The sequence below is a fragment of the Streptomyces sp. NPDC037126 genome (assembly GCF_055605965.1).
This window is the reverse complement of record NZ_JBVJTD010000018.1, coordinates 93498-107258: the sequence shown is the minus strand read 5'-3', so window position 1 is coordinate 107258 and position 13761 is coordinate 93498. Positions and strand designations below refer to the sequence as shown.

The following is a 13761-nucleotide window of genomic DNA, read 5'->3' as shown; positions in this document are numbered from 1 at the left end:
GGGGCGCACGGGACGGCGTGCGACGCGGGGACCACGGCGCTCAGGAGACACGCGCGCCGTCGGACTCGGGGCGCCCGGACGCGGCCGCCAGCCTCAGGGTGCGCTCGGCGAGGTCGCTGATCCGCACCCCGTCGAAGCCGAACACCGCGCTGCGCACCGTGTCCCGCAGCGGGTCCTTCCACCGGTCCGGGATGGCGGACGCGCCGGTGAGCACACCGGCCACCGAGCCGGCCGTCGCCCCGTTGGAGTCGGTGTCCAGGCCGCCGCGCACGGTGAGGGCGAGGGTCCGGGTGAAGTCGCCGTCGCCGTAGAGCAGCCCGGCGGTGAGCACGGCCACGTTCGGGACGGTGTGGATCCACCCCAGCCCTGCGGTCTCGGTGGACATCGTGGCCAGGGTGTCCTCCCAGCCCAGGCGGGTCTCGTGCAGGGACATGACCCGCCGCACGGTACGGGCGAGCCGGCTGCCCGGGGGGATCACACCGAGCGCGCTGTCCAGCGCGTCCCGCACCGTCGGGGCGGTGAACGCGGCCGCGACCAGGGCGGCCGCCCACATGGCGCCGTAGACGCCGTTGCCGGAGTGCGAGAGCACCGCGTCCCGGCGGGCCAGACCGGCCGCGCGGACCGGGTCGCCCGGGCAGGTCCAGCCGTGCACGTCGGCGCGGATCAGCGCGCCGATCCACTCCTGGTACGGGTTGTCGTACGTCGCCGTCACCGGCGGCTTCAGCCCCTTCGCCAGGTTCCGGTACGCCGCCCGCTCCGCCGTGAAGGTCTGCAGGTACGGCAGCCGCAGCAGCCACAGCTCGCCGACGTCCTCCGTGCTGAAGCCGAAGCCGTGGGTCTCCAGCAGGTGCAGGCCGAGGATCGCGTAGTCCACGTCGTCGTCCCGGCAGCTGCCGTCGATCCGCCCGCGCACGCAGGCCCGCCACTCCGGGCGCAGTACGGCGGCGTCGTCGGCGTCCGCGGGCTCGGGCAGGTAGTCGGTGAGCGGCAGCGCCTCGGCCCGCCGCAGATAGCGGTCGATGCGCTCGCGCGTCCACACCTCGCCCTGCTCGACCGGCTTGCCGAGCATGTTGCCCGCGATCCGGCCGAGCCAGCCGCCGTGGATGCGGTCGGCGAGATCGGGCCCGGTGCGCTGGGTGTCCATGGCAGGGGTCTACCCGTTTTGCCCGGCCGGCTCCCAGGCACTGCCCAGCCTTCGGTCGGGGCATGACGGCGGGGGCGTCCTGAGGTTAAGGTCGCAGCGGCGCGACTGGCCCTGACGTGCGCGGGGCCCGGAGAGCAAGGGGTAAGCAAGGTGGCGGACGCTGCAGGGAACGAGACCCGTCGGGTGCTCATCGCCGCGGACAAGTTCAAGGGCTCGCTGACGGCCGTGCAGGTCGCCGAGCGGGTGACGGCCGGGCTGCGCCGTGTCGTGCCGGATCTCCCGGTCGAGGCGCTGCCCGTGGCCGACGGCGGCGACGGCACCGTGGACGCGGCGGTCGCGGCCGGCTTCGAACGGCACGAGATCCGCGTCGCCGGGCCGCTCGGCGAGGAGGTGACCGCCGCGTTCGCGCTGCGCGACGGCACCGCGGTGGTGGAGATGGCCGAGGCGAGCGGCCTGCAGCGGCTGCCCGCCGGTGTCTTCGCGCCGCTGACGGCCTCGACGTACGGCTCGGGTGAGCTGCTGCGGGCCGCGCTGGACGCGGGCGCGAGGACGATCGTGTTCGGTGTGGGCGGCAGCGCCACCACGGACGGCGGCGCGGGCATGCTGTCGGCGCTGGGCGCCCGGTTCCTGGACGGGCGGGGCGAGCCGGTGACCCCGGGCGGCGGCGGACTCGCCGACCTGGACCGCGTGGACCTCTCCGGCCTGGACCCCCGGCTGTCCTCGGTCGAGCTGGTGCTGGCCAGCGATGTCGACAATCCGCTGACCGGGCCCAAGGGCGCGCCGGCGGTCTACGGCCCGCAGAAGGGGGCCACGCCGGACGACGTGGACACCCTGGACGCGGCCCTCGCCCACTTCGCGAAGGTGCTGGAGGCCGAGGTCGGGCCGCGGGCGGCCGAGTACGCCGCCGCGCCGGGCGCCGGCGCGGCCGGCGGCATCGGGTACGGCGCGCTGCTGCTGGGCGCCCGGTTCCGGCCCGGCATCGAGGTCATGCTGGACGTCCTCGGCTTCGCGCCCGCGCTGGAGCGCGCCTCGCTGGTGATCACCGGCGAGGGGTCGCTGGACGAGCAGACGCTGCACGGCAAGGCACCGGCGGGGGTGGCCGCGGCGGCGCGCTCCGCGGGGAAGACCGTGATCGCGGTGTGCGGGCGCCTCGCGCTGGCGCCGGCCGCGCTCGAACGGGCCGGGATCGGCCGGGCGTACCCGCTGACGTCGGTGGAGCCGGACGTGGCGAAGTGCATCTCGGACGCCGGGCCGATCCTGGAGCGGGTCGCCGTGCGCATCGCCGAGGACCACTTGGGCTGACGGCCCCCCGGGGGGCCGCGCCCCCGGACGCCCGGCCCGTGCCCGCTCACCACCCGACTCGCTCGGCTCGACGAGACTTGGCGAAGGACACCCTTCCGGCTCCTCGAGCCGAGCCGGGTGGGGCGGGAGGCCCGGGGGCCGTGCCCACTCGCCACCGGAGGATCCCGGTCAGCCGGGAGAGGTGGGCAGACGGGAGCCGCCGACGACGACGAGGGGCCCCGGACCAGCAGTGGTCCGGGGCCCCTCGTACGAGCCGTGCGAGCGACTACGGCAGCTGTGCCGCCCGCGCCTCGCGGCGGTTGTCGCGGAAGTTGTTCACCCGGCGCGCCGTGGCGAACAGCGGGATCACCGCGCCCATGACCAGCTGCAGGGCGCAGCCCGTCTGCAGGAGCAGCTGTCCGCTGGGCGCGTCGAAGGCCCAGGCGGCCAGCAGGCCCATGGACAGGACGATCCAGCCCAGCACCGCGCCGGCCAGCCGTCCCCGCGGCTTCGGGTACTCCACCCGGCTCACCATCAGCCAGGCGGTGCCCAGGATGGCCAGGAGCGTCGCCACGAAGGGCAGCTCCAGCAGGACGATGGAGACGACCGTCAGCGCGCCGAACGGCGAGGGCATGCCCTGGAACATGCCGTCCTTCATGGTCACGCAGGAGAAGCGGGCCAGGCGCAGGACGACCGCCAGGAGCACCACGATTGCCCCCAGCGCCGCCATTCTCTGGTGCGCGTCGTCGGCGACCATGCCGTACACGAGCACGAAGTACGCCGGTGCCAGGCCGAAGCTGATCAGGTCGGAGAGGTTGTCCAGCTCCGCGCCCATGGGCGACGAGCGCAGCTTCCGCGCGACCAGTCCGTCGCACAGGTCGAAGACGGCCGCGCAGAGCATCAGGATGACCGCCGTGGCCGCGCTGTGGCGGGCCATGCCGGACTCCTGGCTGCCGGTGAGGTGCGGGATCAGGATGCCGGTGGTGGTGAAGTACACCGCCATGAACCCGCACGTGGCGTTGCCCAGGGTGAGGGTGTCCGCTATTGAGAGGCGGAGAGAGAGGGGCATCTCCTCCTCTTCGTCCACCTCGTCCGCCTCGGGCACCCAGCCCGCCTGGGTCTCCGGATCAATCACGGTCAATGCGAGTCACCCCAGCCACGGTCTTCTGTCCGACCTCGACCGCGACCTCCACGCCCTCGGGCAGGTAGAGGTCGACACGCGAGCCGAAACGGATCAGCCCGAGTCGGTCGCCCTGCTCGACCTTCGTGCCCCGAGGGATGTAGGGCACGATACGACGGGCCACCGCGCCGGCGATCTGGATCATCTCGATGTCGCCGAGTTCGGTGTCGAAATGCCAGACTACGCGCTCGTTGTTCTCGCTCTCCTTGTTGAAAGCTGGAACAAAGCCACCGGGGACGTGCTCGACGGACGTCACCGTGCCCGCGAGGGGCGCGCGGTTGACGTGGACGTTCAGCGGGCTCATGAAGATCGCGACGCGGGTGCGCCCGTCCTTCCACGGCATGATGCTCTGCACCACGCCGTCGGCGGGCGAGATGACGCGGCCCGAGGCGATCTCGCGCTCGGGGTCGCGGAAGAACCACAGCATGCCCGCCGCGAGCGCGGTGGCGGGCACGGCGACGGCCTTGGCGGCGCCCGAGCGGCGGGCACGGGCCAGGCTGAGGGCTGCGGTGGCGACGGTCGGGAGAAGCCACGGCGATGCTCCGCGCGCGAGGCGTACGCCGGCTCGGCTGTCGCGAGGTGCAGAGGTTTGGCTGTGGGGCATGGATGACCTTCGTAGCGGATGATGCCGCGCAAGACGGGGGACGGCGGCTTTCCGGGGATCGTACCGGGCGCGGGCTACAACTGGGCAAGCCAGGAAGTCGAGTCGGCGCCCGAAGAACGTCTACGGGGTGTGATCTTCTTCTCGAAGAAAACACCCCGTATCCGGACATTCAGCCCTGGAATCGATACTCTTCGAGCAGTCGGCGGCCGATGATCATTTTCTGGATCTCGGCGGTGCCTTCACCGATGAGCAGCATCGGGGCCTCGCGGTACAGGCGCTCGATCTCGTACTCCTTGGAGAAGCCGTAGCCGCCGTGGATCCGGAAGGCATCCTCCACGACCTCCTTGCAGTACTCGGAGGCGAGGTACTTCGCCATCCCCGCCTCGAGATCGTTTCGCTCTCCCGAGTCCTTTTTGCGTGCCGCGTTGACCATCATCGCATGCGCGGCCTCGACCTTGGTGGCCATCTCCGCCAGCTTGAACTGGATGGCCTGGTGCTGGGCGATCGGCTTGCCGAAGGTGTGCCGCTGCTGGGCGTACTGCACGCCCAGCTCGAAGGCGCGCTGGGCGACACCGCAGCCGCGGGCGGCCACGTTGACCCGGCCGACCTCCACGCCGTCCATCATTTGGTAAAAACCTCGGCCGGTGGCGCCGCCGAGCACCCGATCGGCCGGTACCCGCAGGCCGTCCATGATCAGCTCGGTGGTGTCGACGCCCTTGTAGCCCATCTTGTCGATCTTGCCGGGAATGGTCAGGCCCGGGCGGACCTCACCGAAGCCCGGCTCCTTCTCGACGAGGAAGGTGGTCATCGACTTGTGCGGGGCGGAGCCCTCGGGGTGACCCTCGTCACTCCGGACGAGAACCGCCACCAGGGACGACGTGCCGCCGTTCGTGAGCCACATCTTCTGGCCGTTCAGGACGTACTCGTCGCCGTCCTTGACCGCCTTCGACGTGATCGCCGACACGTCGGAGCCCAGGCCCGGCTCCGACATCGAGAACGCGCCCCGGATGTCGCCGGCCGCCATCCTCGGCAGGAAGTGGTCCTTCTGCTCCTGCGTGCCGTGCTGCTTGAGCATGTACGCGACGATGAAGTGGGTGTTGATGATGCCGGACACCGACATCCAGCCGCGGGCGATCTCCTCCACGCACAGCGCGTAGGTGAGCAGCGACTCGCCCAGGCCCCCGTACTCCTCGGGGATCATCAGACCGAACAGGCCGAGCTCCTTGAGGCCGTCCACGATCTGCTGCGGGTACTCGTCGCGGTGCTCGAGACCGGTCGCGACAGGAATGATCTCCTTGTCGACGAAGTCCCGAACGGTGGAGAGGATCTCCTGCTGGACGTCGGTCAGACCGGCGGTCTGGGCGAGGCGCGCCATTACTTCTCCTGCTGCTTCGGCTCCGGGCGGCCGGGCTGCTCGCCGCCGCGCTCCTTGATGTACGTCTCGGTGGGCACCATCACCTTGCGGCGGAAGACGCACACCAGGGTGCCGTCCTGCTTGTAGCCCTTGGTCTCGACGTAGACGATCCCGCGGTCGTTCTTCGACTTCGACGGCCACTTGTCGAGCACGGTCGTCTGGCCGTAGATCGTGTCGCCGTGGAAGGTCGGCGCCACGTGCTTGAGCGACTCGATCTCCAGGTTCGCGATCGCCTTGCCGGAGATGTCCGGGACGGACATGCCGAGCAGGAGGGAGTAGATGTAGTTCCCGACGACGACGTTCTTGCCGAAGTCCGTCGTCTTCTCCGCATAGTTCGTGTCCATGTGGAGGGGGTGGTGGTTCATGGTGAGGAGACAGAACAGGTGGTCGTCGTACTCCGTGACCGTCTTGCCCGGCCAGTGCTTGTACGTCGCCCCGACCTCGAACTCCTCGTAGGTCCGTCCGAACTGCATCGCGCTCAGGGCTCCTTAGCTGGCGGGGATCTCGAACTTCGAGGTGCGCTGCATGCCGGCGGCCCGGCCCTTGCCGGAGACGACCAGGGCCATCTTGCGGCTGGCCTCGTCGATCATCTCGTCGCCGAGCATCGCGGAGCCCTTCTTGCCGCCCGCCTCGGACGTGTAGTAGTCGTACGCGTCCAGGATCAGCTCGGCGTGGTCGTAGTCCTCCTGCGAGGGCGAGAAGATCTCGTTGGACGCCTCGACCTGGCCCGGGTGCAGCACCCACTTGCCGTCGAAGCCGAGCGCGGCGGCGCGCTGCGCGACCTCGCGGTAGCCCTCGACGTTGCGGATCTGCAGGTAGGGGCCGTCGATCGCCTGGAGGTTGTTGGCGCGGGCGGCCATCAGGATCTTCATCAGGATGTAGTGGTAGGCGTCCGCCGGGTAGCCGGGCGGCTGCTCGCCCACGACCAGCGACTTCATGTTGATGGAGGCCATGAAGTCGGCCGGGCCGAAGATGATCGTCTCGATGCGCGGGGAGGCCTGCGCGATCGCGTTGACGTTGTTCAGGCCCTGCGCGTTCTCGATCTGCGCCTCGATGCCGATCTTGCCGACCTCGAAGCCCATGGTCTTCTCGATCTGCGTCAGCAGCAGGTCGAGGGCGACGACCTGCTCGGCGTTCTGCACCTTCGGCAGCATGATGCAGTCGAGGTTCTGGCCCGCGCCCTCGACGACCGTCACGACGTCCCGGTACGTCCATTCGGTGGTCCAGTCGTTGACCCGCACGACGCGCGTCTTGCCGGTCCAGTCGCCCTCGTTGAGGAACTTGACGATGGTGTGCCGCGCCTCGGGCTTGGCGAGCGGCGCGCACGCGTCCTCCAGGTCGAGGAAGACCTGGTCCGCCGGCAGGCCCTGCGCCTTCTCGAGGAAGCGCGGGTTCGAGCCCGGCACGGCCAGGCAGGAGCGCCGCGGGCGAAGGCGGTTGACGGTCGTCATGCGGGGACCTCCAGGGGGTCGAGCTTGTTCGCTTTCCGGATCTCGTCGACGATGCGGCCGATGATCCCGGTGATGTCGAAGTCCTTCGGGGTGAAGACGGCGGCCACTCCGGCGGCCCTCAGCTGCTCGGCGTCACCGTTCGGGATGATGCCACCTGCGATCACGGGTATATCTGTGGCACCGGCCACACGCAGCCGCTGGAGTACGTCCGGGACCAGCTGGGCGTGCGAGCCGGACAGGATCGACAGGCCCACGGCGTGCACGTCCTCCGCGAGGGCGGCGTCCACGATCTGCTCGGGCGTCAGCCGTATGCCCTGGTAGACCACCTCGAAGCCGGCGTCGCGGGCCCGGACGGCGATCTGCTCGGCGCCGTTGGAGTGTCCGTCGAGGCCGGGCTTGCCGACCAGGAAGCGCAGCTTGCCGACGCCCAGGTCGCGGGCGGTGGCGTCCACCCGGGCGCGGACCTCGGCGAGCGCCGAGCCGGCCTCGGCGGGGACGGCCACCGGCGCCGAGGAGACCCCGGTGGGCGCCCGGAACTCGCCGAACACCTCGCGCAGGGCGCCCGCCCACTCGCCGGTCGTGACCCCGGCGCGGGCGCACTCCAGCGTGGCCTCCATCAGGTTGTCGGTGCCCTTGGCGGCCTCCTTCAGCCGCTCCAGCGCCTTGCAGGGGCGCGGGTGGTTGAAGGGCGGCTGGTAGCGGGTGTCCCGCCAGCGCCCGAGGGACTCGACGACCCGGGCCTCGACCGCCGGGTCGACCGTCTGGATCGCGGTGTCCAGGTCGGCCGTCAGCGGGTTGGGCTCGGTGCCCTCGAAGATGTTGACGCCGATGATCTTCTCCTGGCCGGACTCGATCCGGGCCCGGCGCTCGGCGTGCGAGGCGACCAGCTGCGACTTCAGGTAGCCGGACTCCACGGCGGCCATCGCGCCGCCCATCTCCTGGATGCGGTCGATCTCCGCGAGGACGTCCTCGACCAGCTGCTCGACCTTGGCCTCGATCACCTTCGAGCCCTCGAAGATGTCGTCGTACTCCAGCAGGTCGCTCTCGTAGGCGAGGACCTGCTGGATGCGCAGCGACCACTGCTGGTCCCAGGGGCGGGGCAGGCCCAGGGCCTCGTTCCAGGCGGGCAGCTGCACGGCGCGCGCGCGTGCGTCCTTGGAGAGGGTGACCGCCAGCATCTCCAGCACGATCCGCTGGACGTTGTTCTCCGGCTGCGCCTCGGTCAGGCCCAGCGAGTTGACCTGGACGCCGTAGCGGAACCGGCGCTGCTTGGCGTCCTCGATGCCGTACCGCTCCCGGGTGATCCGGTCCCAGATGCGGCCGAAGGCCCGCATCTTGCACATCTCCTCGACGAAGCGGACGCCCGCGTTCACGAAGAAGGAGATGCGGGCGACGACGTCGCCCATGCGCTCCTGCGGCACCTGGCCGGAGTCGCGGACGGCGTCGAGGACGGCGATCGCGGTGGACATCGCGTACGCGATCTCCTGCACCGGTGTGGCCCCGGCCTCCTGCAGGTGGTAGCTGCAGATGTTGATCGGGTTCCACTTCGGGATGTGGGAGACCGTGTACGCGATCATGTCCGTCGTCAGGCGGAGCGACGGCCCCGGCGGGAAGACGTGCGTCCCGCGGGACAGGTACTCCTTGACGATGTCGTTCTGCGTCGTGCCCTGGAGCTTGGTGATGTCCGCGCCCTGCTCCTCGGCGACGACCTGGTAGAGCGCCAGCAGCCACATGGCGGTGGCGTTGATCGTCATCGAGGTGTTCATCTGCTCCAGGGGGATGTCCTGGAACAGCCGGCGCATGTCACCGAGGTGCGCGACGGGCACGCCCACCCGGCCGACCTCGCCGCGGGCGAGGATGTGGTCGGAGTCGTAGCCGGTCTGCGTCGGCAGGTCGAACGCCACCGACAGACCGGTCTGGCCCTTGGCGAGGTTGCGCCGGTACAGCTCGTTGGACGCCTCGGCCGTGGAGTGGCCGGCGTACGTCCGCATGAGCCACGGACGGTCCTTCTGACGCTCTGTCATCTATGGCTCTCAGACGTTCCGGAAGCGGTTGATGGCGTCGATGTGCTTGGCCCGCATCTCCTCGTCGCGCACGCCGAGGCCTTCCTCGGGCGCGAGGCAGAGCACGCCGACCTTGCCCTGGTGCAGGTTGCGGTGGACGTCGAACGCCGCCTGGCCGGTGTCCTCGAGGGAGTAGACCTTCGACAGGGTCGGGTGGATCTTGCCCTTGGCGATGAGCCGGTTGGCCTCCCAGGCCTCGCGGTAGTTGGCGAAGTGGGAGCCGATGATCCGCTTCAGGGACATCCACAGGTAGCGGTTGTCGTACTCGTGCATGTAGCCCGAGGTCGAGGCGCAGGTGGTGATGGTGCCGCCCTTGCGCGTGACGTAGACCGAGGCGCCGAAGGTCTCACGGCCCGGGTGCTCGAAGACGATGTCGATGTCCTCGCCGCCGGTGAGCTCGCGGATGCGCTTGCCGAAGCGCTTCCACTCCTTCGGGTCCTGGGTCTGCTCGTCCTTCCAGAACTTGTAGCCCTCGGCGCTGCGGTCGATGATCGCCTCGGCGCCCATGGACCGGCAGATGTCCGCCTTCTGGTCGCTGGAGACGACGCAGATCGGGTTGGCGCCGCCGGCGAGGGCGAACTGGGTGGCGTAGGAGCCGAGGCCACCGCTCGCGCCCCAGATCAGGACGTTGTCGCCCTGCTTCATGCCGGCGCCGTTTCGGGAGACCAGCTGGCGGTAGGCGGTTGAGTTGACCAGGCCCGGGGCGGCGGCCTCCTCCCAGCTCAGGTGGCCGGGCTTCGGCATCAGCTGGTTGGACTTGACGAGGGCGACCTCGGCCAGGCCGCCGAAGTTGGTCTCGAAGCCCCAGATGCGCTGCTCGGGGTCGAGCATCGTGTCGTTGTGGCCGTCGGAGGACTCCAGCTCGACGGACAGACAGTGGGCGACGACCTCGTCGCCGGGCTTCCAGGCGTTGACGCCCGGGCCGGTGCGCAGGACGACGCCCGCGAGGTCGGAGCCGATGATGTGGTACGGCAGGTCGTGGCGCTTGGTCAGCTCCGAGACCTTGCCGTAGCGCTCCAGGAACCCGAACGTGGACAGCGGCTCGAAGATCGAGGTCCACACCGAGTTGTAGTTGACCGAGGAGGCCATGACGGCCACCAGGGCCTCGCCCGGGCCGAGTTCCGGCAGGGGGACCTCGTCGAGGTGGATCGACTTGCGCGGGTCCTTGTCGCGGGTCTCCAGGCCCGCGAACATCTCCGTCTCGTCCTTGTGCACGGTGATCGCGCGGTACGAGTCGGGGAGCGGCAGAGCGGCGAAGTCGGCGGACGTGGCGTCCTTCGACTGGATCGCGTCCAGGATGTCCTTCACGGTCACGGTGTTGCCTCCGGCGGTGAGCGCCCTGAGGGAGGGGCGCCTGTGGGTTCGTCGGTGCTGCGATGAGTGCTGCTGAGGGTTTTTCGGGGATGCCGTCGGTTCGGCTCGGTGGTGCTTCGGCAGCGCTTTGTGGCGCGGGAGGTTGCCTGTGACGCAGGCGTCCGGCGCGCAGGCGGTGGGCCTGCCGGGACAGCCGGACACCATCAACGTATGACACCGCGTGTCAGGTGGCAAGGCACTGAGTGCCAGAACCTGCTCTCAGATGAAATCTTTACGTGACAAATGAGCGATGATCGATCGAACGGCCTCTGAAATCTGCTGGAAAACAGCCCCTGACATGGCAAAACGGCCACCCCGAAGGGTGGCCGTCATCACAGCGGGAAGGAGGCGTCAGCGGTCCTTCAGAGCCTCCTCGATGGTCCGCATGACCTCCTCCAGCGGGGCGTCGGTGCGGGCGACGGTGACGAGCACCTCGCCGTGCGCCGAGGCGGTCGCGGGGGCCGTGACGGCCGGCCTGGGGGCCGAGCCGCGCCCGGCGCCGATGCCGGTGCCGAAGGTCTTGCGGACGATCGCGAAGGCGTGGTCGAGCTGCGCCTCGACGTCGCCCTGGCCGCCCGCCCGCAGCCAGCGCCGCAGCACGTGGTTGTGGGCGGTGACGACCGCGGAGGCGGCGACCTCGGCCAGTAGCGGGTCGTCGTTGGCGTCGTCGGCGTGCGCGTGCTCGTCGAAGTGGCCGAGCAGATAGCGGGTGAACAGGCGCTCGTAGCGGGCCACCGAGGCGATCTCGGCCTCGCGCAGGGTGGGCACCTCGCGCGTGAGCTTGTAGCGGGCGACCGAGATCTCCGGCCGGGCCGCGTACATCCGCATGACTTCCTTGATGCCGCGGCACACGGTGTCGAGAGGGTGCTCGTGCGCCGGGGCGGCGTTCAGCACCGCCTCGGCGCGGATCAGCGTGTCGTCGTGGTCCGGGAAGATCGCCTCTTCCTTGGAGCGGAAGTGGCGGAAGAAGGTGCGGCGGGCGACGCCGGCCGCCGCCGCGATCTCGTCGACCGTGGTGGCCTCGTACCCCTTGGTCGCGAACAGCTCCATCGCTGCGGCCGCCAGTTCTCGGCGCATCTTGAGCCGCTGGGCGGCGGCGCGACTGCCTGCGGCACTTTCCGGCGCGTCGGGCGTAGCTGGTGTACGTGAGGACTTGGCGGGCTGGGACATGACCCGAACGTACTGCATGTGCGCAGCTCGGTGCGCAGGTGCCGGGTTTCCCCCGCCCGTGAAGGGCGGGGTTCCCGTGGCGGGCTCGAGCAGCCCGCCCCAGTCCGTGTCCGCGCGGGACCAGTCGCCGACGCCGTCAGCGGCGGGCATACTCGCGGAAGCCGCGGCCCGTCTTGCGGCCGAGGCAGCCCGCGGCCACCAGGTGCTCCAGCAGCGGCGCGGGGGCGAGACCCGGGTCGCGGAACTCGCGGTGCAGCACCTTCTCGATGGCCAGCGAGACGTCCAGGCCGACCACGTCGAGCAGCTCGAACGGGCCCATCGGGTAGCCGCCGCCGAGCTTCATCGCCGCGTCGATGTCGTCCAGGGAGGCGTAGTGCTCCTGGACCATCTTGATCGCGTTGTTGAGGTACGGGAACAGCAGGGCGTTCACGATGAACCCGGCCCGGTCGCCGCAGTCCACCGCGTGCTTCCTGACCTTCGCGCAGACCTCGCGGACGGTGGCGTGGACGTCGTCGGCCGTCAGCACGGTCCGCACGACCTCGACCAGCTTCATCGCCGGGGCCGGGTTGAAGAAGTGCATCCCGATCACGTCCTGCGGGCGCGAGGTGGCGCGGGCGCAGGCGACGACGGGCAGCGAGGACGTGGTGGTGGCGAGGACCGCGCCGGGCTTGCAGACCTTGTCCAGCGCCTGGAACAGCTGCCGCTTGACCTCCAGGTCCTCGGCGACCGCCTCGACGGCCAGGTCGACGTCCGCGAAGGCCTCGTAGGAGCCGGCCGGGGTGATCCGGTCCAGGGTGGCGGCGGCGGCCTCGGCGGTGAGCCGGCCCTTGTCGACGGAGCGCGCCAGGGACTTGCCGATGCGGGCCTTGGCGACCTGGGCCTTCTCCTCGCTGCGGGCGGCCAGCACCACGTCGTAGCCCGCCTTGGCGAAGACCTCGGCGATGCCCGAGGCCATGGTGCCGGAGCCTGCGACGCCGACCGAGCGCACCGTGCGCCCCGCGACCCGGCTGTCCCCGGCGGCCGGGGTCAGCGCGTCCGCCACGACCGTGGCGCTGCCCGGCGCCTCGTAGGTGTAGAAGCCCCGCCCCGACTTGCGGCCGGTCAGGCCCGCCTCGCTGAGCTGCTTCAGGATGGGCGCGGGCGCGTGCAGCCGGTCGCGGGACTCCGCGTACATGGCCTCGAGGACGGTCCGCGCGGTGTCGACGCCGATCAGGTCGAGCAGGGCCAGGGGGCCCATCGGCAGGCCGCAGCCGAGCCGCATCGCCGCGTCGATGTCCTCACGGGAGGCGTACCTGGCCTCGTACATCGCGGCGGCCTGGTTGAGGTAGCCGAAGAGCAGCCCGTCCGCGACGAAGCCGGGGCGGTCGCCGACCGAGACCGGCTCCTTGCCCAGCTCGATCGCGAGGTCCGTGACCGCGGCGACGACCGGCGGCGCGGTCAGCACGGAGGAGACGATCTCCACCAGCCGCATCGCCGGCGCCGGGTTGAAGAAGTGCAGGCCGAGCACCCGCTCGGGGCGCGCAGAGTCGGCGGCGAGCCGGGTGACGGACAGGGCGTTGGTACCGGTCGCGAGGATCGTCCCGGGGCGGACGATGCCGTCCAGCTCACGGAAGATCTGGTGCTTGACCTCGTACGACTCAGGGGCCACCTCGATGACGAGGTCGGCGTCGGCCGCCGCGCCGAGGTCGGTCGAGGTGCGGACCCGGGCCAGGGCGTCGGCGCGCTCCTGCTCGGTGAGCCGGCCGCGCTCCACGGAACGCGCGGTGGAGGCCTCCAGGGCGGCGAGCGACTTCGCGGCCTGGGCCTCGCTGATGTCGATGCCGATCACCTCGCGCCCGGCCTTCGCGAGGACCTCGGTGATGCCGGTGCCCATGGTGCCGAGGCCGACGACGGCGATCGTCTTGAGCGGGGACAGAGGGGTGTCGGACAGGGGAGTGGCCATCGCGGGACTCCAGGGATGAGGGTGACGACGAGGAGCGCGCCGGGTGCGCCGGAGGCGCACCACGGTGCGGAGAGGAGTGCGGGTGTTGCCGGGCTGCGAGCGCACACGCCCGGTGCCGGTGCCGCGGGCGTGCACACGCCCGGCAGCGGCGATGTTCCG

At 70.7% G+C, this 13761-nt stretch carries 11 protein-coding genes; 1 reads left to right on the top strand and 10 read right to left on the bottom strand.

All coding sequences use genetic code 11. From position 1 onward, the window contains the following. Positions 1-40: 40 nt before the first annotated feature. Entirely contained in the window at positions 41-1144 is a 1104-nt protein-coding gene (locus ACZ7FF_RS32395; protein ID WP_470816704.1) for an ADP-ribosylglycohydrolase family protein, read from the bottom strand. A 150-nt stretch (positions 1145-1294) separates the two neighbouring features. Here ACZ7FF_RS32395 and ACZ7FF_RS32390 point away from each other — a divergent pair, with 150 nt between their 5' ends. Further along, entirely contained in the window at positions 1295-2446 is a 1152-nt protein-coding gene (locus ACZ7FF_RS32390) for a glycerate kinase (RefSeq protein ID WP_470816703.1), read from the top strand. 265 nt (positions 2447-2711) lie between these two features. On the opposite strand, the gene pssA is transcribed toward ACZ7FF_RS32390, so the two are convergent. The 9 genes from pssA to ACZ7FF_RS32345 form a co-directional block, all read right to left on the bottom strand. Next, entirely contained in the window at positions 2712-3530 is an 819-nt protein-coding gene (pssA, locus tag ACZ7FF_RS32385) for a CDP-diacylglycerol--serine O-phosphatidyltransferase (protein WP_470816857.1), read from the bottom strand. A gap of 22 nt (positions 3531-3552) precedes the next feature. Then, positions 3553-4209: a phosphatidylserine decarboxylase gene (locus tag ACZ7FF_RS32380; RefSeq protein WP_470816701.1), complete on the bottom strand. Its 657-nt coding sequence runs from the start codon at positions 4207-4209 to the stop codon at positions 3553-3555. A 169-nt stretch (positions 4210-4378) separates the two neighbouring features. After that, the gene (locus tag ACZ7FF_RS32375) at positions 4379-5584 is read right to left on the bottom strand and encodes an acyl-CoA dehydrogenase family protein (RefSeq protein WP_470816699.1); all 1206 of its coding nucleotides are present in this window, start codon (positions 5582-5584) and stop codon (positions 4379-4381) included. Further along, on the bottom strand, positions 5584-6096 hold the full coding sequence (locus ACZ7FF_RS32370) for a MaoC family dehydratase (RefSeq protein ID WP_037654726.1): 513 nt from the start codon (positions 6094-6096) through the stop codon (positions 5584-5586). The genes ACZ7FF_RS32375 and ACZ7FF_RS32370 overlap by 1 nt, the downstream gene beginning before the upstream one ends. 15 nt (positions 6097-6111) lie before the next feature. Then, positions 6112-7074, bottom strand: coding sequence for an HpcH/HpaI aldolase/citrate lyase family protein (locus ACZ7FF_RS32365; RefSeq protein ID WP_470816697.1), 963 nt, complete (start codon positions 7072-7074; stop codon positions 6112-6114). Then, positions 7071-9098 carry a protein meaA gene (locus ACZ7FF_RS32360; protein ID WP_470816695.1) on the bottom strand — a complete coding sequence of 676 codons (2028 nt, stop codon included), beginning with the start codon at positions 9096-9098 and terminating at the stop codon, positions 7071-7073. Before ACZ7FF_RS32360 ends, ACZ7FF_RS32365 begins: the two co-directional genes overlap by 4 nt. Before the next feature lie 9 nt (positions 9099-9107). Continuing rightward, positions 9108-10445: a crotonyl-CoA carboxylase/reductase gene (gene ccrA, locus ACZ7FF_RS32355; protein WP_470816856.1), complete on the bottom strand. Its 1338-nt coding sequence runs from the start codon at positions 10443-10445 to the stop codon at positions 9108-9110. Between the two features lie 396 nt (positions 10446-10841). Beyond that, positions 10842-11660 (bottom strand): TetR family transcriptional regulator, encoded by an 819-nt coding sequence (locus ACZ7FF_RS32350; protein ID WP_470816693.1) that lies wholly within the window; start codon positions 11658-11660, stop codon positions 10842-10844. Between the two features lie 136 nt (positions 11661-11796). Further along, a complete protein-coding gene (locus ACZ7FF_RS32345; RefSeq protein WP_470816691.1) occupies positions 11797-13602 on the bottom strand; it encodes a 3-hydroxyacyl-CoA dehydrogenase family protein in 1806 nt (601 codons plus the stop codon). Between the last annotated feature and the right edge of the window lie 159 nt (positions 13603-13761).